At 73.3% G+C, this 19,381-nt stretch carries 21 protein-coding genes; 13 read left to right on the top strand and 8 right to left on the bottom strand.

The window, feature by feature from the left end; genetic code table 11:
- Window positions 1-331 precede the first annotated feature (331 nt).
- From IF01_RS0134470 to IF01_RS0134480, 3 genes are all read left to right on the top strand, one after another.
- Window positions 332-913 carry an RsiG family protein gene (locus tag IF01_RS0134470; protein WP_051741685.1) on the top strand — a complete coding sequence of 194 codons (582 nt, stop codon included), beginning with the start codon at window positions 332-334 and terminating at the stop codon, window positions 911-913.
- A gap of 75 nt (window positions 914-988) precedes the next feature.
- On the top strand, window positions 989-1,945 hold the full coding sequence (locus tag IF01_RS0134475; RefSeq protein ID WP_030397550.1) for an asparaginase: 957 nt from the start codon (window positions 989-991) through the stop codon (window positions 1,943-1,945).
- A 175-nt stretch (window positions 1,946-2,120) separates the two neighbouring features.
- Window positions 2,121-2,336, top strand: a complete 216-nt coding sequence (locus IF01_RS0134480) for a dodecin (protein ID WP_030397551.1) — start codon at window positions 2,121-2,123, stop codon at window positions 2,334-2,336.
- 13 nt (window positions 2,337-2,349) lie between these two features.
- Here the strand turns inward: IF01_RS0134480 and IF01_RS0134485 are convergent, their stop codons facing one another.
- The 3 genes from IF01_RS0134485 to IF01_RS0134495 are packed head-to-tail and all read right to left on the bottom strand — an operon-like array spanning window position 2,350 to window position 5,269.
- Complete coding sequence (locus tag IF01_RS0134485; protein WP_030397552.1) at window positions 2,350-3,174, bottom strand: heme ABC transporter ATP-binding protein; 825 nt, start codon at window positions 3,172-3,174, stop codon at window positions 2,350-2,352.
- The gene (locus IF01_RS0134490) at window positions 3,171-4,244 is read right to left on the bottom strand and encodes a FecCD family ABC transporter permease (RefSeq protein ID WP_030397553.1); all 1,074 of its coding nucleotides are present in this window, start codon (window positions 4,242-4,244) and stop codon (window positions 3,171-3,173) included. Before IF01_RS0134490 ends, IF01_RS0134485 begins: the two co-directional genes overlap by 4 nt.
- A complete protein-coding gene (locus IF01_RS0134495; RefSeq protein WP_043471265.1) occupies window positions 4,241-5,269 on the bottom strand; it encodes a heme/hemin ABC transporter substrate-binding protein in 1,029 nt (342 codons plus the stop codon). Before IF01_RS0134495 ends, IF01_RS0134490 begins: the two co-directional genes overlap by 4 nt.
- A gap of 171 nt (window positions 5,270-5,440) precedes the next feature.
- Here IF01_RS0134495 and IF01_RS0134500 point away from each other — a divergent pair, with 171 nt between their 5' ends.
- On the top strand, window positions 5,441-6,988 hold the full coding sequence (locus IF01_RS0134500) for an HtaA domain-containing protein (protein WP_244215719.1): 1,548 nt from the start codon (window positions 5,441-5,443) through the stop codon (window positions 6,986-6,988).
- A 38-nt stretch (window positions 6,989-7,026) separates the two neighbouring features.
- Complete coding sequence (locus IF01_RS0134505) at window positions 7,027-8,715, top strand: HtaA domain-containing protein (protein WP_030397556.1); 1,689 nt, start codon at window positions 7,027-7,029, stop codon at window positions 8,713-8,715.
- Window positions 8,716-8,785: 70 nt separating this feature from the next.
- Here IF01_RS0134505 and IF01_RS0134510 read toward each other — a convergent pair whose 3' ends face one another.
- Window positions 8,786-8,977, bottom strand: a complete 192-nt coding sequence (locus tag IF01_RS0134510) for a DUF397 domain-containing protein (RefSeq protein ID WP_030397557.1) — start codon at window positions 8,975-8,977, stop codon at window positions 8,786-8,788.
- A complete protein-coding gene (locus tag IF01_RS0134515) occupies window positions 8,970-9,821 on the bottom strand; it encodes a helix-turn-helix domain-containing protein (protein ID WP_030397558.1) in 852 nt (283 codons plus the stop codon). The genes IF01_RS0134510 and IF01_RS0134515 overlap by 8 nt, the downstream gene beginning before the upstream one ends.
- Before the next feature lie 251 nt (window positions 9,822-10,072).
- Between IF01_RS0134515 and IF01_RS0134520 the strand changes: the two genes are divergently transcribed.
- From IF01_RS0134520 to IF01_RS0134535, 4 genes are all read left to right on the top strand, one after another.
- Entirely contained in the window at window positions 10,073-10,438 is a 366-nt protein-coding gene (locus IF01_RS0134520) for an ATP-binding protein (protein ID WP_051756789.1), read from the top strand.
- A complete protein-coding gene (locus IF01_RS0134525; RefSeq protein WP_030397560.1) occupies window positions 10,435-10,668 on the top strand; it encodes a hypothetical protein in 234 nt (77 codons plus the stop codon). The genes IF01_RS0134520 and IF01_RS0134525 overlap by 4 nt, the downstream gene beginning before the upstream one ends.
- Window positions 10,665-10,841, top strand: a complete 177-nt coding sequence (locus IF01_RS48675; protein WP_157855431.1) for a hypothetical protein — start codon at window positions 10,665-10,667, stop codon at window positions 10,839-10,841. Before IF01_RS0134525 ends, IF01_RS48675 begins: the two co-directional genes overlap by 4 nt.
- 239 nt (window positions 10,842-11,080) lie before the next feature.
- On the top strand, window positions 11,081-12,016 hold the full coding sequence (locus IF01_RS0134535) for a TolB family protein (protein WP_157855432.1): 936 nt from the start codon (window positions 11,081-11,083) through the stop codon (window positions 12,014-12,016).
- A 39-nt stretch (window positions 12,017-12,055) separates the two neighbouring features.
- Here the strand turns inward: IF01_RS0134535 and IF01_RS0134540 are convergent, their stop codons facing one another.
- From IF01_RS0134540 to IF01_RS0134550, 3 genes are all read right to left on the bottom strand, one after another.
- Window positions 12,056-12,643, bottom strand: a complete 588-nt coding sequence (locus IF01_RS0134540; protein WP_030397562.1) for a hypothetical protein — start codon at window positions 12,641-12,643, stop codon at window positions 12,056-12,058.
- A 130-nt stretch (window positions 12,644-12,773) separates the two neighbouring features.
- Window positions 12,774-13,448, bottom strand: coding sequence for a biliverdin-producing heme oxygenase (locus tag IF01_RS0134545; protein ID WP_030397563.1), 675 nt, complete (start codon window positions 13,446-13,448; stop codon window positions 12,774-12,776).
- Between the two features lie 222 nt (window positions 13,449-13,670).
- A complete protein-coding gene (locus IF01_RS0134550) occupies window positions 13,671-14,162 on the bottom strand; it encodes an inorganic diphosphatase (protein WP_030397564.1) in 492 nt (163 codons plus the stop codon).
- A gap of 77 nt (window positions 14,163-14,239) precedes the next feature.
- Between IF01_RS0134550 and dacB the strand changes: the two genes are divergently transcribed.
- From dacB to hpt, 4 genes are all read left to right on the top strand, one after another.
- A complete protein-coding gene (gene dacB, locus IF01_RS0134555; RefSeq protein WP_167349792.1) occupies window positions 14,240-15,946 on the top strand; it encodes a D-alanyl-D-alanine carboxypeptidase/D-alanyl-D-alanine endopeptidase in 1,707 nt (568 codons plus the stop codon).
- Between the two features lie 83 nt (window positions 15,947-16,029).
- Window positions 16,030-17,208 carry an Rv3626c family coenzyme F420 biosynthesis-associated protein gene (locus IF01_RS0134560; RefSeq protein ID WP_030397566.1) on the top strand — a complete coding sequence of 393 codons (1,179 nt, stop codon included), beginning with the start codon at window positions 16,030-16,032 and terminating at the stop codon, window positions 17,206-17,208.
- A gap of 270 nt (window positions 17,209-17,478) precedes the next feature.
- On the top strand, window positions 17,479-18,618 hold the full coding sequence (tilS, locus tag IF01_RS0134565) for a tRNA lysidine(34) synthetase TilS (protein WP_030397567.1): 1,140 nt from the start codon (window positions 17,479-17,481) through the stop codon (window positions 18,616-18,618).
- A gap of 70 nt (window positions 18,619-18,688) precedes the next feature.
- A complete protein-coding gene (gene hpt / locus IF01_RS0134570; RefSeq protein ID WP_030059589.1) occupies window positions 18,689-19,243 on the top strand; it encodes a hypoxanthine phosphoribosyltransferase in 555 nt (184 codons plus the stop codon).
- Window positions 19,244-19,381 lie beyond the last annotated feature (138 nt).

The raw sequence follows: 19,381 nt of genomic DNA on the forward strand, positions 1-19,381 counted from the left end.
GGGTGGCACGCTGGGGGACCGTACAAGGGCGGAGCCGGCCGTCCGCCGCGTCATGCGGGGGAGGCCGGGCACGTCCGTGGTCCGGGGCGCCGAAGGTCCGCCGCGCCGGGCCCGGTTCGGCCGGGCGGTCGAGCCGGTAGGTCAGGCGTTCTGGTCGTGTCGCCCTGGTGGGTGGCCACGGCCGGGGGAGGGAACCATCGCGGGCGTCCGGGCGTGCCTCCGGACGGGAACACGCGCCGACGGCGCGCGCGGCGGTGACGGGCCGGACCGGCGGCAGGCGACGGGGTGCCGCGAGCGGGCGGGATCGGGACGACGGCAGGTGGGTTGGTTGATGGACGCGATCGGCACGGCACAGGACCGGTACGAGCGGGCGCCGGAGGACCCCGGTTCCGAACCGGACCTCGGGGGGCTGGGCCTGGACCAGTTGCGGATCCTGCGCCGGGAGACCCTGGAGCAGGAGGAGGACCTCTCCTACCTGCGGCGGCTGCTGCACGGCCGGATGGACATCCTGCTGGCCGAGCTGGACCGCCGGCCCGACGGCGGCGCGGCCCGTCCGGCGGACCCGGCGGAGCCGGCCGGCGCGCTGCTGGAGCGGCTGCCCGCCATCCTCACGGACGCGGCGCCGACCGTCCGCCGCTCGGCCCGGCACGTCACCCTGGGGCCGCCGCGGGGGCAGCAGTCCCAGCTGGAGGCGGACACCCTGATGGGGGACGTGCAGCTGGCCGACCTGTCCGCGCACCCGGCGACGGAGCTGCTGGCGGCGCTGGAACGGCTGCGCGCGCACGAGCGCGAGGTGTCCGGGCGACGGAAGCGGCTGATGCGGACGGCGGACGGATGCAGTGCCGAAATCACCCGCAGGTACCGTGATGGGGAAGCACGGGTCGACGACCTGCTCGCAGGCGGCCCGCTCTGATCGGACGAGGCACCCGGGGTGGGGACGGGCCCGGCTCGCCCCCGGCTCACCCTCACCTCCGGAAGGCTCTTCGCCATGTCCAATCCTGCCCTGCCCGTGCTCGCCGAGGTCGTCCGTTCGGGCTTCGTCGAGGGCCGGCACCACGGCTCGCTGGTCCTGCTCGCCGCCGACGGCTCGGTCGAGTTCGCCCTCGGCGCGCCGGACGCCCCGGTGTTCCCCCGCTCCTGCGCCAAGCCCTTCCAGGCGGTGGCCACCCTGCGGGCCGGGCTGGCGCTGGAGGGCGAGCAGCTGGCGCTGGCGGCGTCCAGCCACTCCGCAGAATCGTTCCACCTCGCCGGTGTGCGGCGGATACTCGCCGACGCCGGCCTCGACGAGAGTGCGCTGCGCACCCCGGCCGACCTTCCGCTGGACGAGATGGAGGCCGAACTCCACCTGCGCTGGGGCGGTGACCACGAGCCCGTGCTGATGGACTGCTCCGGCAAGCACGCCGGCTGGCTGGCCGCCTGCGTGGCCAACGACTGGCCCACCGACAGCTACCTCGACCCGGCGCACCCGATCCAGCGGCTGGCCCGGGAGGCGCTGGAGGAGGCCGTCGGCGAGACCTCCGCGCACGCCGGGGTGGACGGCTGCGGCGCGCCGCTGCTGGCCGTCAGCCTGACCGGCCTGGCCCGCGGCTACCGCTCCCTGGTGCTGGCCGAGCCCGGCACCCCGCAGCGCCGGGTCGCCGACGCGATGCGGGCGCACCCCGAGTACGTGGCCGGCACCCGCCGCGCCGACACCCGGCTGATGCGGGCGGTGCCGGGCGCGCTCGCCAAGATGGGCGCCGAGGCCGTCCAGGTGGTCGCGCTGCCGGACGGCCGGGCGCTCGCCTTCAAGATCGAGGACGGTGCGGAGCGGGCCCGCGGCCCGGTCCTCGCCGCCGCCCTGCGCCGGCTCGGGGTCACCACCGAGGACGGCACGATCGACCGGATCGCCGCCGCGCCGCTGCTGGGCGGCGGCATCCCGGTCGGCGAGGTCCGCGCGGCGTTCTGAGCTGTCGCCCGCTCGCAGGGGAGGGTCTCGGGGCGGGTGGACGAGTGGGTCCCGGGGCGGGTGCGCCGCTCCGGGACCCTGCGGCCCCGCTCCGTCCGGCGGTTGCCGGAGTGCGGACGGGCGGGGCCCGGTGCACGGTGGATCGGGGGCCGTCGCACAGCTGAGGGAGTCCGCCATGAGCGAGCACGTGTACCGGGTGACCGAGATCGTCGGGTCCTCGACCGAGAGCATCGACGCCGCGATCCGCAACGGCGTGGAACGGGCCTCCCGGACCCTGCGCAACCTCGACTGGTTCGAGGTGACGCAGGTCCGGGGCCATCTCGCGGACGGGGGGATCCAGCACTTCCAGGTCGGCCTGAAGATCGGCTTCCGGCTGGACGACGAGGGCTGAGGGCGGCGCGCGTCTACCCGCGCTCGGGCAGCACCAGCGGCACACCCGTCCGCGGGTGCGGCAGCACCTCGACCGGGTGCCCGTACACCTCGCTGAGCAGCGGCGCCCGCAGCACCTCCGCCACCGGCCCGTCGGCGACGGTGGCGCCGTCGGCCAGCAGCACCACGCGGTCCGCGTAGGCCGCCGCCAGCGACAGGTCGTGCAGGACGACGACCACGCCGTCCCCGGCGGCGGCCCGGGTCCGGGCGAGCCGCAGCACGAGTTCCTGGTGCCGCAGGTCGAGCGCGGCGGTGGGTTCGTCCAGCAGCAGCAGGGCAGCGCGCTGGGCGAGCACCCGGGCCAGCGCGACCCGGGCCCGTTCGCCGCCGGAGAGGGCGGTGAACGGTCGTCCGGTGAACGCGGCGGACTCGGTGACGGCCATCGCCTCGGCCACCACCCGTTCGTCCTCCTCGGCGGCGGTGGTGCCAGCCCAGGGGGCGCGGCCCATCCGGACCACCTCGTCGGCCGGGAACGGGAAGGACAGCGCGGCCGCCTGCGGGAGCAGCGCGCGCCGCCGGGCCAGGTCGAGGGGCCGGTAGTCGGCCAGCGGGCGGCCGTCCAGGCGGACTTCGCCCGCGCTCGGGACGAGGTCGCCGGCCAGGACGGAGAGCAGGGTGGACTTGCCGGCGCCGTTCGGTCCGAGCAGGGCCACCACTTCGCCGGCCGTGACCCGGACGTCCGCGCCGGCCAGCAGTTCGCGGCCGCCGAGGCTCAGCCGGACGTCCTTCGCGGTGAGCAGTTCGCTGCCCGGCGCGGGGCGTTCGGGCGCCTCGGAGCGGTTGCGCAGTCCGAGCCTCATGCCCAGCCTCCCTGCTTGGTCCGGGTGCGGCGCAGCAGCCAGAAGAAGAACGGGCTGCCGATCAGCGCGGTGAGTACGCCGAGCGGGAGTTCGGCCGGTTCGGCCAGGGTGCGGGCGGCGAGGTCGGCGGCGACCAGGACGAGCGCGCCGGCGAGCGCGGAGGCGGGCAGCAGGAAGCGGTGGCCGGGGCCGGCGAGCATCCGCAGCAGGTGCGGGACGACCAGGCCGACGAAGCCGATGATGCCGCTGACCGCGACCGCGGCGGCGGTGAGCAGGGCGACGACGGTGATCAGCACCAGCCGCATCCGCTCGACGTCCACGCCGAGGTGCCGGGCGGGCCGTTCGCCGAGCGCCAGCAGGTCCAGCGAGCGGGCGTAGCGGGGTGCGACGGCGAGGCCGACGAGCGCGAACGGGAGCACGCCGAGGACCTTGCCCCAGGTGGCCTGGGAGAGCGAGCCGAGCTGCCAGAAGGTGACCTGGCTGATCGCGGCGGTGTCGGCGGTGAACAGGAACAGGCCGATCAGGGCGCCGCAGAAGGCGTTCACCGCGACGCCGGTGAGGATCAGGGTGACCACTTCGGAGCGGCCGCCGGAGCGGGACATCGCGTACACCGCGAAGACCGTCAGCAGGCCGGTGACGAAGGCGGAGGCGGTGACCGTCCAGGTGCCGAGCGCGTCCAGGCCGAGCACGATGCAGCCGACGGCGCCGACCGCGCCGCCGGAGGAGACGCCGATGACGGCCGGTTCGGCGAGCGGGTTGCCGAACACGCCCTGCATCAGGGCGCCCGCGCAGCCGAGCGAGCCGCCGACCAGCAGGGCCAGCACGACCCGGGGCAGCCGGACGTTCCAGAGCACCGACTCGGGGACGCGGTCGAGTTCGTGGCCGCCGAGGCCGAGCCGGTGGCCGAAGGAGGCGAGGATGTCGCCGAGCGGGATCCGGTAGGCGCCGATGCCGGCCGCGAGCACGGCGCAGACCACCAGGGCGACGGCGAGGCCGGCGGTGAGCAGGGTGGTCCGGCCGGGCCGTCGCACGGTCGTGGCGGCGCTGCCGCCGGTCGCGGTGGCGGTCACTTGGCGGCCTTGGGGTAGAGCTGTTCGGCGATCTCGTTGATCACCTGGGGGGTGCGCGGGCCGTAGCTGAGCAGTTGGCCGTCCTCGATCGAGACGATCCGGCGGTCCAGGCCGGCCGGGGTCTGGGCGACGCCGGGCAGCTTGAGCAGGCCGTCGACGCCGCCGACGGAGTCGAGTCCCTTGCTCATCACCAGGATCGCGTCGGGGGCGGCCTTGACCAGGGCCTCGCTGGTGAGCGGGGTGAAGTCGCCGGTGAGGCCGGCGGCGGTGCCGGCGTCCTCGCCGCCGACCGCCGTGATCAGCGAGCCGGCGCCGGAGGCCGGGCCGCCGAGCAGGTAGACCGAGGCGCTGCCGCGCAGGTAGAGGAAGGCGACCTTGGGGTGGCGGTCGACGGCGGGCAGGGCGGCCCTGGCGGCGGTGATCCGCTGCTCGGTGCGCTCCTTCAACTGCTTGCCGGCGTCCGGGACCCCGAGCGCGGCGGCGACGGTGTCGATGCGCGGGCCGACGTCCTCCAGCCGCTTGGCGTCGTCGAGCACGAGCAGGGGGACGCCCGCCGCGCGGATCTGGGCGATCGCCTCGGCCGGGCCGGTGGAGCGGTCGGCGAGGACGACGGTCGGGTGCAGCGAGAGCACGCCCTCGGCGGAGACGTCGTGCGCCTGGGTGATCACGGGCAGGGCGGTGGCCTGCTGGAAGGTCGTGGAGACGTCCCGGGCGACGACCTCGGGGCCGAGGCCGAGGCTGAAGACGATCTCGGCCAGGCTGCCGTTGAGCGGGATGATCCGCTCGGCGCTGGCGACGGTGACGGCCCGGCCGTCGGCCGAGGTCGCGGTGGCCGGGAGCGCGGGGACCGGCGCTTCGGGCAGCGGTTCGACCGTGTCCGGGGCGCGTGAGGTGCCTGCCCCGGCGGCCGCGCCGGCGCCGCCGGAGGCCGAGCCGCAGGCGGTCAGGGCGAGCAGCAGGCCGAGGAGCAGCAGCAGGATCGCGGGCCCGCGGGCGGCCCTGGTTCGGGGGGTACTGCTGCTCAAGGTCGTTCCCTTCAATGGGAGTTGACGCCGCCGGGAGTGGGGGTGCGGGGGCGGTCGACGGGGCTCTTGACTCATATATTAGGTTAGCCTTACCTAAAGTTCGCAAGGGGGTCTGGGCTGCGCCGACCCCGATTCCGGCCTGCCTTCCCGTCCCGCCGAGGAGTGATCCGCGTGCCTCTGCCCCATCGGCTCCGCCGCATGGCCGCCGCCCTGGTGACCGCCCTGGCGGCCCTGCTGACCGTTCTGGTCCTCCCCGGCCAGGCGGTGGCGGCCGAGGGCAAGGTGTCCGGCGGGCGGCTGGACTGGGGGATCAAGCAGTCCTTCCTGACCTACGTCACCGGCCCCATCGCCCAGGGCACTTGGGCGCTCACCGGGGGAGCCGCCACGGTGTCGGGCAGCGGCTTCCGGTTCCACTCGGCCACCGGCTCGTACGACCCGGCGAACGGCGCGCTGACGGCCGCGTTCTCGGGCGGGGTCCGGTTCACCGGGCACCAGGAGAACGGCGCGAACGCGCTCGACCTGAGCATCGGCCGGCTCACCTTCCGGGCCGCCGCGGGCGGCGCGGCCGGGCTGTACGCGGACGTCAGCAGCAAGTCCCGGGAGACCGGGCAGGTCAGCAACGCGAGCCAGGCCAAGCTGGCCGAGCTCTCGCTGGCCGGTGTCGACCTGCGCGGCGCGGCCGGGACCCTGACCCTCAGCAACGTCCCGGCGACCCTGACCGACGCGGGGGCCAAGGCCTTCGGCGGCTTCTACACCGCCGGGACGGCCCTCGACCCGGTCAGCCTCTCGGTCAACCTCCCGGCGGCGCAGGCCACCCCGACGCCGACGGCTCCCGCCTCGCCGACCGCCGCGGCACCGACCACGACGGCCCCGGCGACGCCCGTGCCCACGCCGAGCGCGACCGCTCCGACCGCTCCGACTGTTCCGACCGGCCCGGCCGCCACCCCGCAGGCCGCCCCCGCCACCGAGTTCGCCAACGGCGCGCTCGACTGGGGTGTGCGCCGGACCTTCCGCGACTACGTCACCGGCACCATCGCGCAGGGCCGCTGGGAGCTCTCCGGCGGCGCGGCCGACGGCGGCGCGTTCTACCGCTGGACGCCCGCCAAGGGCAGCCACGACGCGGCCACCGGCGCGCTCACCGCCGCCTTCACCGGCAGCGTCCGCTTCACCGGGCTGAAGACCGGCGACAGTTACGGCCTGGACCTCACCCTGGCCAACACCGCCGTCACCGTGGCCGAGGGCAAGGGCGTGCTGCGCGCCGACGTCTCCGGCCGCACCCCGGACGGTGCCGCCCAGCAGCTCACCGGCGTCGAACTGGGCACCTTCGACCCGGCCGGGCTGACCGCCGAGGGCGGCCTGCTGAAGGCCGTCGAACTCCCGCTCACGCTCACCGAGGCGGGCGGCAAGGCCTTCGGCGGCCTCTACCCGGCGGGCACCGCGATGGACCCGCTGAGCTTCGCCGTCGCGCTCGACCCGGCGGCCGCGCTCCCGCCGCTGCCGGACCTCGGCAGCGCCCCGGCGGTTGCGCCGACCCCGTCGGCCACCACCGCTCCCCCGAGCACGCCCGCCGCGGCGCCGGTCGCCGCGGACGCCGGTGACTCGGGCGGCGTCCCGACGGCGGCCCTGGTCGGCGGCGGTCTGCTCGTCGTCGCAGTGGCCGCGGCCGCCGGTCTGTTCGTCCTCCGCCGCCGTCGTACCACCCCCGCCGACGCGGCCTGAACCCCTTCCACTTCCCCGCTCACCGAACGGAGACCCCCATGTCCCGCAACCGCACCCGGATGGCCGCCCTGGCCGCCGTCACCGCCGGCCTCGGCCTGACCGCCTTCGGCGCCCCGGTCCTGGCCTTCGGCGCCGGCGCGCCGAGCAGTGTCACCTACGACACCGGCTCGCTGGACTGGGGGGTCAAGGCCAGCTTCCGGAGCTACGTCACCGGGCCGGTCGGCCAGGGCGCGGTGGAGCTGAGCGGCGGCGCGACCACCAACGCCGACGGCAGCTTCCACTTCGGGCTGGCGAGCGCGAGCTACGACATGGGCAGCCACGCGCTGACCTCCGCCTTCACCGGTGGTGTGCGGTTCACCGCCCACCACGGCGCGCTGGACGTGGGTCTGAGCGACCTGAAGATCACCACCGCCGGGACGGTCGGCACGCTCACCGCCGACACCGCGTCCAAGGAGGTCGTGGGCGCGCCGGACGTCACACGGCGCGACGACGTCCCGCTGGTGACCTTCACGGTCGGCCGGGACACCACCAACGGCGTGCCGACGGCGGCGAAGCTGACCGAGGAGGGCGCCAAGGCCTTCGCCGGCTTCTACGCGGCCGGGTCGGACGTGGACCCGCTGTCGCTGCTGCTCAAGCAGAGCCCGGCCACGCCGTCCCCGACCGCCACGCCGACGCAGACCCCCACGGCCACCGCCACGCCGACCGCGACCGGCAGCCCGACGGCGACCGCCTCGCCGACCGCCACGGCGTCGCCCACCGCTACGGCTTCGCCGACGGCCACGTCCTCGCCCACGGCCACCTCGTCCCCGACGGCGACCTCCTCGCCGACCGCCACGGGTTCGCCGAGCGCGACCAACTCGCCCTCCGCGACCGGCAGCCCGTCCACGGCACCGACCGCGGGCACCGGTGAGCTCGCCGTGGTGAACGGCACCCTGGACTGGCAGGTCAAGGAGAGCTTCCGCAAGTACCTGCAGAGCCCGGTGGCCAACGGCAAGGTCGAGTTCGCGGGCGGCGCGGCCGACTACCGGTTCAACGGGGCCAAGGGCGCGTACAACACCAAGACCCACGCGCTGTCGGTGGGCTTCGCCGGGTCGGTGCGCTTCCTCGGGCACCCGGGTGAGGGCGGTGGTTACCAGCTGGACACCACCTTCTCGAAGCTGGGCCTGAGCATCAACAAGGACGGCGCGTTCCTGACGGCCGATGTCAACGCCAAGTCCCTGGACGGGAAGACGAGCACGCTGTCCGGTGCCCGGATCGCCGAGCTGGACCTCTCCAAGGCGAGCCTGGCCCCGGTCAACGGCGTGGTCACGCTCAACGCCGTCCCGGCCAAGCTGACGGCGGAGGGTGTGCCGGCCTTCGCCAACTACAAGGCGGGCGAGGCGCTCGACCCGGTGACTGTGTCGCTGGCCTTCGACAAGAACGCCCAGCTGCCGAGCGGCGGCACGGCCGGTGGCACGGGCACGACCACCGGCGGTGCGGCCGGTGGTACCGGTAGCGGTGCCGGTACTGGCACGGGTACCGGTTCGGGCACGGGCGGCACGGTCGGTGGCGCTTCGCTCACCACCACCGGCAGCGGCTCGTCGTCGCTCGGTGGTGGCGGCGTGCTGGCCTCGACCGGTTCCGACACCCCGGTGGTCCCGCTGGTGGCGACCGCCGCCGGCCTGCTGCTGATGGGTGGTGGCGCCACCGCCCTGGCCCGCCGCCGCCGCGCGACCCTCGGCGCCTGACAGCTGGCTTGAACAACTGTGGCCCCTCGCTCGATCCGAGCGAGGGGCCACAGCGCTTTGCAGGAGTCGGCTATGCGGGGTGGTTGAGTCCGTCGCTCTTGACGGTGCTGAGGAGGTCGGCGAAGGCGGCCGGGGTGGCGTGAAGGATGACGTCGCCGTCGTCGGATTCCCGGAGTTCGACCAGTTCATCCGATACCCGTACTTCGATGCACTCGTTGGACGCGCCGCTGAAGCTGGACTTCTGCCATATGGACTTACTCATGTTGGCCCCTGATGGATCGAATGAAAGTGCGCGACTCGTCGTCGGACAGCGCAAGAGCGCTCAGGCGAGCAAAGGTTGCTCGGTGGCTGGCCAGGTCCGCTGGAGCGTCGAAAAACAGAACGCCCTGGGCTGTGTCCATCTGAAGCGTTGCGAGCTCCGGGACCGGCCCTTCGGCGAACATGATGTTCTCCCCTGCACCTGGGAAGGTGTCCATATCGAACGGGACCACTCTCACTGAGCTGGTCCCGGCCTCGGAGTCCTTGACCAGGCTGTCGAGCTGCTCGGCAAGGACCTTCCGACCGCCGAACTGCATTCTCAGAGCCGCTTCGTGGATGAAGGACACGTGTGGCGTTCCGCTGGATCGGAGAGCTTGCTGGCGTTGAGCTCGGAACGCCGTCCTGGTGTCGATGTCGCGCTGAGGCAGTGGGGGCGAGATGCGACCGAAGACTGCAGAAGCGTAGGCACCAGTTTGCTGAAGACCCGGAACGTATGTGGTGGCCCAGGTGTAGATCTTCAAGGCATGGGCTTCCATCTCCGCAACCTCGAGGAAATCCGTCGACAGCTTCCCCTGGTACCGCTCCCACCAGCCCTTCGAGCGTGGCACGGTGAAGTCGATCAGAGCTTCGACGAGCGGCTCGTTGGCGCACTTGCATGCCGCTGCGATCGTGCGCAGTCGGTCTGCGTTGACACTGGTCTTTCCGTTCTCCATCTGTGTCACCTGGGCTGCGCTTACGCCCAGTGAGTGGGCGAGTTCGCTGCCTCGGAGTCCTGCCTGCTCGCGCATTCTTCGCAGTTCGGTACCCAAGCGGCGCTGGCGAAGCGTGGGGTTCAGACGGCCCGGCATGGCGTCCTCTCGATGTCCTGTGCTCACAGTGTGCCGTGAAGCTCGAGGGTGAGGCCATCTGTCCCCCGGGAGGGGGAATCTCCCAGAGAACTACCTAAAATTAAGTCGATGTGCCGTATGGTCTACCTCACAAGGATCGGACGGATCGTCAGCAAGTGTCCGTCTATGAGGCTTTGGGTGGACTGTGCCAGTTCTGCCCATTGATGCCTCTTCTCTCCCTCCTCCCCCTGCCTCTCCCTCGGAGGTCTGTCATGCGTGCCATCGACCCGCCCGACTGCTCCCTCGCCCGTGCCGAACTCCGGGCCGCCCTCCTCTCGGCCGGCTGGCCGCCGGACGTCATCGACGACGCCGAACTCGCTTTTCACGAGCTGTACATCAACGCCTGGCAGCACGCGGGCTGCCAGGCGCCCGCCGTCCTCGTCTGCCTCCGGCCCGCCGTGCTCCGGGTCTCCGTGTGCGACGACTGCCCGGACCTGCCCTCCCCCTCCCTCCCCGCCGACCTCTACTCGCTCTCCGGACGCGGGCTCCACCTCGTGCGCGCCCTCACCCACCGCTTCGGCGTCGACCCCGCCAAGACCGGCAAGGTCGCCTGGTTCGAGCTGGACGCCGCCGCGTGAACACCCCCCTCGAACCGCACGACCCCTACCTCCGCACCTACACCGAGCCCGAAGTGACCTCCCTCCTCCGTGAACTCCACGAGCGGGGCGCGCCCTTCGGTATCCGCTGGGGCTCCGCCGCCGTCAACGGCGCCACCGTCGACGGCCGCCTCCTCGTCGACTTCGGCGACACCTCCGTCGCCACCCTCCTCAACCTCCTCGCGCTCCTCCGCGAAGCGGCCCGGGAATGACCACCTTCCTCGTCGGCGCGGCCTTCGCCGCCCTCCTCGCCCTCGCCATCGCCACCGTGATCACCGGCGTCGTCACCGCGCTCAGGATCGGCCCGCCCCCACCACCGATCCTCTGCCGCGGGTGCCGGGCGCCGCACGCCCCCACGGACGGCGCCCCCGACAAGGCCGGATGAACGCCTCGGAGCGGGAGGTCGACCGTTCTGACCTCCTGCTCCGTCCCATTTGTGCAGATCGCGTGACGCTGTTTCACGTCCGTGACGGTTGGCGCACAGATCAGCGAAGGACGGCTGACAGGCTTCTCTCATCGCACAGAGCAGCGAGGGGCCGAACAAGCGGACGACAGTCCGCCGGGGTGGCGGACGAAGCTCTGGCGCAGCACCGGATCATCACGTCGTTCCAGGGGGAACAGATCATGAGCAAGGCCCTTTCGTTCCGCAAGTCCTCGTCCCGCGCCGCGAAGTTCGCCGCCGTCGCCGCCCTGACGCTCGGCCTGGTGGCCACCGTCAGCCCGGCCGCCCAGGCCGCCTCGCTCGGTGCCGCGGGTGCGAAGGGGCTGAAGCACAACGTGCTGACCGTCAGCAACGGCACCCGGTACGTGCAGATCGACGGCAAGACGGTCGACTTCCGCACCGTCGTGCGGGACCTCACCTGGTCCCCGGACGGCAACAAGGCCGTCTTCATCGACGGTTCGGGCAACCTCGTCGTCTCCGACGCGGACGGCAGCAACCGGGTCACCGTGGCCAAGAACCCCGGCGGACAGAACTGGAACCACCCGACCTGGCACGCGGTCGCGGCCGTCCCGGAGGCGGAGTCGCCCGCCAGGAACAGCATCGTCTTCGTCGCCAGGAAGAACGGTGTCTCCCAGCTGAAGACCGTTCCCGCTGCGGCTGTCCAGGGCCAGCCGACCGATCTGAGTGTCTGGAGCGGCGAGGACAACCCGCTGCCGCAGACCGGCAACATCTGGCCGAACGCGAGCAGCAAGACCGGCACCAGCGTTTTCGCCAACGTCGACAACGGCACCGTCTACATCCGCGACGAGGTCCTGCGTTCGCAGACCGACGTGCTGACCAAGGGCTCCCAGCCCGCAGTCTCGCCCGACGGCGAGGACGTCGTCTTCGTCCGCTCCGTGCAGGGCCACGACCACCTGTTCGTGCAGGGCCGGGGCGACAAGACCGCCAAGGACCTCACTCCGAAGGCCACCACCGACTACACCCAGCCGACCTTCTCGCCGGACGGCCGGACCATCGCCGCCCGCACGCCCAAGGGCATCGTCACCCTCCCGGCGAGCGGTGCCGCCAAGCCCACCGTGGTCACCAGCCGGGTCGGCCTGCCGGCCTACCGCGGCTGACAGCGAGGCGCACGAGCACCGTTGGACCGCCCGGCCGGGTCAGTTACCGGCCAGGCGGTCCAACTCCGTTCTCAGGTCGGCGAGGTGCTCGTCCGCATTGTCGTGGGGCAGGAACTCCACCACGTCGATGAAGCGGAACAGCACCCGGGTCTCGGTGATCCCGTACTCGTAGTCGGCGAAGCCCACCACGGCGCCCGTCGTGCCGCGCACCGTGCCCCGGACGACGTGTCCGGTCATCTCGTCGGGCTGCTCGGCCGACTGCCTGCGCCGCGCGTTGGGCCGGGCCAGGTACGGGCAGACCATCGAGGCGTAGAGCATGCACGCGCGGTGGCCGGGCCCCTCCATGGTCGGGGAGAGATTGCGGTACGGGCGCCCCGCCGCCAGCGCCTCGGCGATCGCGGTGCTCTCCGTCTCACCGACCACCCGCCACACCGGCCCCTTGGGCATCAGCAGGTTGCAGACCGAACAGAGCCGCCCGCGCGCGCAGTCCGCGCTGCGGCCGTAGTCCGTCAGCGCGAACTGGGGTTGCTCGCCCTCCCACGGCGTGATCGCCGGAACGGGGTAGCCGCGCACATCGCGGGGCCTGGCATCGATGGACGGCGGTATCGGGACGTTGTCAAAGCGCACGCCCCATCAGTACCAGTAACGGGCGCCGCCGCACAGCGCCGGAGCCCCCGAGGGAACCCGCCGAAACGCCTCGGAGCAGGAAGTCGGTCCGGCCGACTTCCTGCTCCGAGGCGTTCGGATGCCCAGCTGCTCAGGCGCTCAGCGGGTACCGGGTGTCCAGGTCCTGGAAGAGCGCGCCGTTCAGCTGGAAGGCGCGCTTGCACTCCTCGACCACCCGGCGGAGCTCGATCTCGTCCAGCGCCAGTCCGGCGGCGTCCAGCTTGGCCCGGTAGTCGCGCTTGAACGCGGCCGGGTTCTCCACCTGCTCGAAGACGTAGAACCGCACGCCGTCGCCCTTGCGCTCGAAGCCCCAGGTCTTCTCGGCGATGCCGCGGATGATCTGACCGCCCGACAGGTCGCCGAGGTAGCGGGTGTAGTGGTGCGCTATCCAGCCGGCCGGCCACTCGCGGGCCAGCTCCTCCAGCCGGGCGACGTACGCGGCGGTGGCCGGCAGCGGGACGAGGCCCTCGCGCCAGTCCGGCCCCCGCAGGTGGGCGAGGTCGCGCTCGATGGCGGCGGTGCGCAGGATCGTGGTGTCCACGAACGGCCCGGCCACCGGGTGCTCCGCGAGCTCCTCGGCCCGCTCCTCCAGGGCGCGGTAGACGAACCAGAGCTGGCCGGTGAGGTCGGCGTAGGCCTCGATCCCGAGGTGCCCGCCGAGCAGGCGGCTCATGAACGAGGACTGTTCGGCGGCCTCGTGCTCGGCGCTGCTCGCGGTGCGCAGCACGGTGGAGAACGGGACTACGGGCTGCTCGGGAGTGGGCATGCGGGCCTCCAGTGGTCGAGTACGTCCCCGATTGCTTTGGTTAGCCTAACCTAAGGCCGCGTTATACCGACAGGGTGTCGGGAACCCATCCTCGCCCGGCCCCGGGAACGGCGAAGGCCGGGGCCCGCGGAATCACTCCGCGAACCCCGGCCTTCGACTGCCTCGCCTACCTCGAAGCGCCCGGGCGGACGGACCGCCGGACGCACGAGACGGGCGGACGGCTCAGTGGCCGCCCTGCTCCGCCAGGCGCTTGATCGACGCGGTGACCTCGGCCTCGGCCTCGGCGCGGCCGACCCAGTTGGCGCCCTCGACGGACTTGCCGGGCTCCAGGTCCTTGTAGACCTCGAAGAAGTGCTGGATCTCCAGACGGTCGAACTCCGACACGTGGTGGATGTCCTGCAGGTGCTCCCAGCGCGGGTCCGTCGCCGGGACGCAGAGCAGCTTGTCGTCGCCGCCGGCCTCGTCCGTCATCTTGAACATGCCGATGACACGGCACTTGATCAGGCAACCGGGGAAGGTCGGCTCGTCCAGGATGACCAGGGCGTCCAGCGGGTCACCGTCGTCCGCCAGGGTGCCCTCGACGTAGCCGTAGTCGGCCGGGTAGCGGGTCGAGGTGAAGAGCATCCGGTCGAGCCGAAGGCGACCGGTCTCGTGGTCGACCTCGTACTTGTTACGAGAGCCCTTAGGGATTTCGATAAGGACGTCGAACTCCAACGGTTCCTCCAAGGTAGGGACTGACAGAATCCAAGTGTCTCCTACGGGAGTGAGTGCTCAGGAAAGGGGCCGGGTCGGTGCGAGCAGGGGCTGTGTCGGGGCGCCGGCGCGGGGGGACGGCCGCTGGGCTGTTCGGGGCGTCGTTGCTGGTCGCCGCGACGGTGCTGGGGGCGGGAGGCGCGTCCGCGCTGCCGTCCGCGCCGCCGTCCGGATCGGCCTCGCCGGGCGGACCGGGGGCCGGCGGCACCCGGGGCGACCAGGACGAGAGCAACGGCCGGAGGGACGACAAGGAGAACCGGGGGGACAAGGGCGACCGGGGCGACAAGGGGGACAAGGGGGACCGCGGCGAGGAGTCCGGTCGGCCCGGGAGCCCGGCCAGTACCTCCGGCCGCCCCACCACCACCCCGCCGTCCACCGCCGCCTCCACCCCGCCCGCCTCCGCGTCCGCATCTGCCTCCACCTCCGCCCCCGCGTCCGCCAAGCCCTCCGCCGTCGCCCGCCCCGCCCCGGCCGGTGCCGTGCTGACCGCCGCCGAGGCCGGTCCGGGTGCCGGACTGCCCACCGCGCAAGGCCTCCAGCAGGCGCTCGCCACCGTGCTCACCGACCAGAACCTCGGCACCGTCGGCCTCGCCGTCGCGGACGCCGCCGACGGCCAACTCCTCTACGGCAAGGGGGAGAACACCGCCGCCACCCCCGCCTCCACCACCAAGCTGGCCACCTCGGTCGCGGCCCTCTCGCTGATCCCGGGGGACACCCGGCTGGCCACCCGGGTCGTCAAGAACGCGGCGACCGGCGGGATCACCCTCGTGGGTGGTGGTGACCCGACGCTGACCGCGCTCCCCGCCGACCAGGTGCAGGTCGCAGGCGTCCCCGCCGACCCGGACACCGCCCCCGCCTCGCTGGACGCACTGGCCCGGCAGACCGCCGCCGCCCTCAAGGCCGCCGGCACCACCACCGTCGCGCTCGACTACGACGTCTCGCTCTACTCCGGCCCGCTGCTGCACAAGAACCACGACGGCGAGAACATCGCCGCGGTGACGCCGCTGATGGTGGACGAGGGCAAGACCGACCCGAAGAGCCTCGCCGACGCCCCCGCCCGGGTCACCGACCCGGCCGGCGCGGCCGCCGAGTCCTTCGCCAATCTGCTCAAGGCCCAGGGCGTCACCGTCCAGGGCAAGGCGAAGGCCGCCACCGCCCCGGCCGCCGCCGACGCCCCCGTGCTCGGCCGGGTGGACTCGCCCACCATGGCCCGGCTGGTCGAGCGGATGCTGACCACCTCCGACAACACCCTCGCCGAGGCGATCGCCCGCCAGGCCGCGATCGCGGCCCACCAGCCGGCCGCCTTCGATGGCGCCGCCACCGCCGTCACCCAGGAGCTCACCCGGCTCGGCGTGCCGATGACCGGCGTGGTGCTCAACGACGGCAGCGGTCTGCACCCCGGCAACGCGATCCCGCCGGCGGTCCTGGTCAAGCTGCTCGCCCTGGCCGCCTCGGCGCAGCACCCGACGCTGCGTCCGGTGCTGACGGGCCTGCCGATCGCCGGTTTCACCGGCACCCTCGGCAAGCGCTTCGGCGCCGGCTCCGGGGCGGCCGACGCGGCCGGTCTGGTCCGCGCCAAGACCGGCAGCCTCAGCGGCGTCAACACCCTGGCGGGCACCGTGGTGGACGCCGAGGGGAGGCTGCTCGCCTTCGCCCTGATGACCCGGACCGGCGCCCCCGTCGACACCGCCCGCGCCGCGATGGACCGGGTGGTGGCCAGGCTGGCGGCCTGCGGCTGCCACTGAGCGGCCACGGGTCGGCCACCGGGCCGCCATTGACCGCCCGTTCCGGCTCCCCCAGGCGCACGGGAGCACGTACGGTAAAGGGCATGACGAGCGCGAGCGGCGGGGCCGACATGGTCGACTGGAATCTCGCGGTCGCGACCGCGACCAGGCTGGTGCGGCCGGGGCCGGAGGTGAGCCGGGCCGAGGCGGCCGCGGTGGTCGCCGAACTGCGCCGGCACGCCCTGGCGGCGGAGGAGCACGTCCGGGAGTTCACCGGCATGCGGTCCAGCAGCCTGGCCGAGGCCGCCGCGACCCCGGTGCTGATCGTGGACCGCCCCGGCTGGGTGCGGGCCAATGTGGCGGGCTTCCGCACCATCGTCCAGCCGCTGGTGGAGAAGCTCCAGGCGCGCCGGACGGGCGGTTCGGCCTCCGCCGTGCTCGGCACGGTGGGGGAGAAGGCCACCGGTATCGAGGTCGGCGCGCTGCTGGCCTTCCTCTCGACCAAGGTGCTCGGCCAGTACGAGACCTTCGCCCCGGCCGAGCCCTCGCTGGAGGCGCCGGACAGCCCGGCCGCGCTGTTCGACAAGCCCCGGCTGGGCCCCGAGGGCCCCGGTCCGGGCCGGCTGCTGCTGGTGGCGCCCAACATCGTCCACGTCGAGCGGGAGCTGGACGTCGACCCGGCCGACTTCCGGCTCTGGGTCTGCCTGCACGAGGAGACCCACCGCACCCAGTTCACCGCGGTGCCCTGGCTGCGCGACCACATCCAGTCCGAGGTGCAGTCCTTCCTGGCCGAGACGGACGTCGACCCCGGCGCGCTGGTGGAGCGGCTGCGGGACGCGGCCGGCTCGCTCGGCGCCGGTCTGCCCGGCCTCGGCGGCCGCGGCGGCGACGCCCCGTCGGCCGGCCTGCTGGAGATCGTCCAGTCGCCGGCCCAGCGGGAGATCCTCGGCCGGCTGACCGCCGTGATGTCCCTGCTGGAGGGGCACGCGGACGTGGTGATGGACGGCGTGGGCCCGGCCGTGGTGCCGAGCGTCGCCGAGATCCGGGAGAAGTTCCAGCAGCGCCGGGACCGCGGCGCCAACCGGCTGGACCTGGTGCTGCGCCGGCTGCTCGGGATGGACGCCAAGCTCCGCCAGTACCAGGACGGGGCGGTCTTCGTCCGGGGTGTGGTCGAACGGGTCGGCATGGAGGGCTTCAACCGGGTCTGGACCTCGCCGAACACCCTGCCGACCAAGGACGAGATCCACGACCCCGCCGCCTGGGTCGCCCGGGTGGGCCGCTGACGGCCCCGTCCGGGCGGGACCGGGAGGCGGGACCGGGAGGCGGTCGGATCCGTTCGCACGAGTGGTCCAGTCGTGCACATGGCGGGTGAAGATACGTTTCTTCATTCACCCGAACGTGGGACGGTGGTCGTACCGGTGGCGCGGGTGGCGTAGCGGGTGCCTCCTTTCTGCCACCATCTGTGAGCGCCCGGTAACAGGGTGCTCATGGAAGCGCGGTCCCCGCCGCGCCCACCGCAGTCCTGTCCCCCCTCCGTCGAGGAGTCGTCCGCCGTGGGCCCACACCCCGCTGTAGCCGCGATACGCCTGGCCGTACGCCGCACCCTCGCCGACCTCGCCGCCGAGGCCGGCTCCACCTTCACCGCGCCGGCCCGCGAGCCGCGCGAGCGCGTCCCCGGCGTGCCGGTGGCCGCCGCCGCGCTGTCGGCCGCCGTCGGCACCACGCTGATCGGCAACGCCCACCGCCACCCCTCCGGGCTGCCCCGCACCCCCGCCGCGCCCGGCTCGCCGCTGGTCCTGGTCGCCGTCAGTGGCGGCGCGGACTCCATGGCGCTCGCCATCGCCGCCGCCTTCGAGGCCCCCAAGATCGGTCTGCGGGTCGGCGCCGTCACCGTCGACCACGGCCTCCAGTCGGGCTCCGCCGAGCGGGCCGGCCAGGTCGCCGACCGGCTGCGCGAGCTCGGCCTCGACCCGGTCGAGGCGGTCGCCGTCCGGGTCGGCCGCGAGGGCGGTCCCGAGGCCGCCGCCAGGGACGCCCGGTACGCGGCCCTGGACGCCGCCGCCGAGCGCCACCGCGCGGTCGCCGTCCTGCTCGGCCACACCCGCGACGACCAGGCCGAGACCGTCCTGCTGGGCCTGGCCCGGGGGTCCGGCGCCCGCTCGCTGGCCGGCATGCCGGCCCAGAAGGGCCGCTACCGCCGCCCGCTGCTGGAGCTCGACCGGGCCGCCACCCGGCAGGCCTGCTCCGCCCAGGCGATCCAGGTCTGGGACGACCCGCACAACTGCGACCCGGCCTACACCCGCTCCCGGGTCCGCCACGAGGTGCTGCCGGTGCTGGAGAAGCACCTGGGCGGCGGCGTGGTCGAGGCCCTCGCCCGCACCGCCCGGCTGTTCCGCGACGACGCCGACGCCCTGGACCAGTGGGCCGCGCTGGCCGAGCGCGACATCCGTACGGGCGAAGGCACCCTGGACGCCGGGAAACTCTCCGAGCTGCCCCCCGCCGTGCGCCGCCGGGTGCTGCGCCGGGCCGCGCTGCGGGCGGGCTGTCCGGCCGGGGACCTCTTCGCCCGGCACCTGGAGACGATCGACCTGCTGGTCACCGGATGGCGGGGTCAGGGACCCCTGCACCTACCCGGGGGCGTCGAAGCCACCCGGCGGTGTGGCACGCTGGTCTTTCGGCGGCAGGGCGACTGACGGGCGGGTATGCCCGGGGGAGCCGGCCACCGGCCATCCAGACCCCGACACGTTTGAGGACGTATCCCCGGTGGACCAGAACGACATGGGCGCTGACCTCGCGAAGGTGCTCATCAGCAAGGACGAGATCGACGCGAAGCTCCTGGAGCTGGCCGAGCGCATCGACCGGGACTACGCAGGCAAGGACCTGCTGATCGTCGGCGTCCTCAAGGGGGCCGTGATGGTCATGGCCGACCTCGCCCGTGCCCTGCACTCGCAGGTGACCATGGACTGGATGGCGGTCTCCTCCTACGGGATGGGCACCAAGTCCTCCGGTGTGGTCCGGATCCTGAAGGACCTGGACACCGACATCGCCGGCCGCGACGTGCTGATCGTCGAGGACATCATCGACTCCGGCCTGACGCTGTCCTGGCTGCTCGGCAACCTGGGCTCGCGCGGCCCGGCCTCGCTGGAGGTCTGCACCCTGCTGCGCAAGCCGGACGCGGCCAAGGTCGAGATCGACGTCAAGTACGTCGGCTTCGACATCCCCAACGAGTTCGTGGTCGGCTACGGTCTCGACTACGCGGAGAAGCTCCGCAACCTCCCCTTCATCGGCACCCTCGCCCCGCACGTCTACGGCGGCTGAGAACCCGTTCGGACGACGGGCGGGAACAGGATCCTGTTCCCGCCCGTTGGATCGGGGGACCATAGAAGAACGTCGTATCGCCGTGCTCCCGCCACGTGGGGGGCGTACTGCGGTACGGTCCAATAAAACCGCTCTTCA

The organism is Kitasatospora purpeofusca (assembly GCF_000718025.1).
GTDB classification, from domain to species: domain Bacteria; phylum Actinomycetota; class Actinomycetes; order Streptomycetales; family Streptomycetaceae; genus Kitasatospora; species Kitasatospora purpeofusca.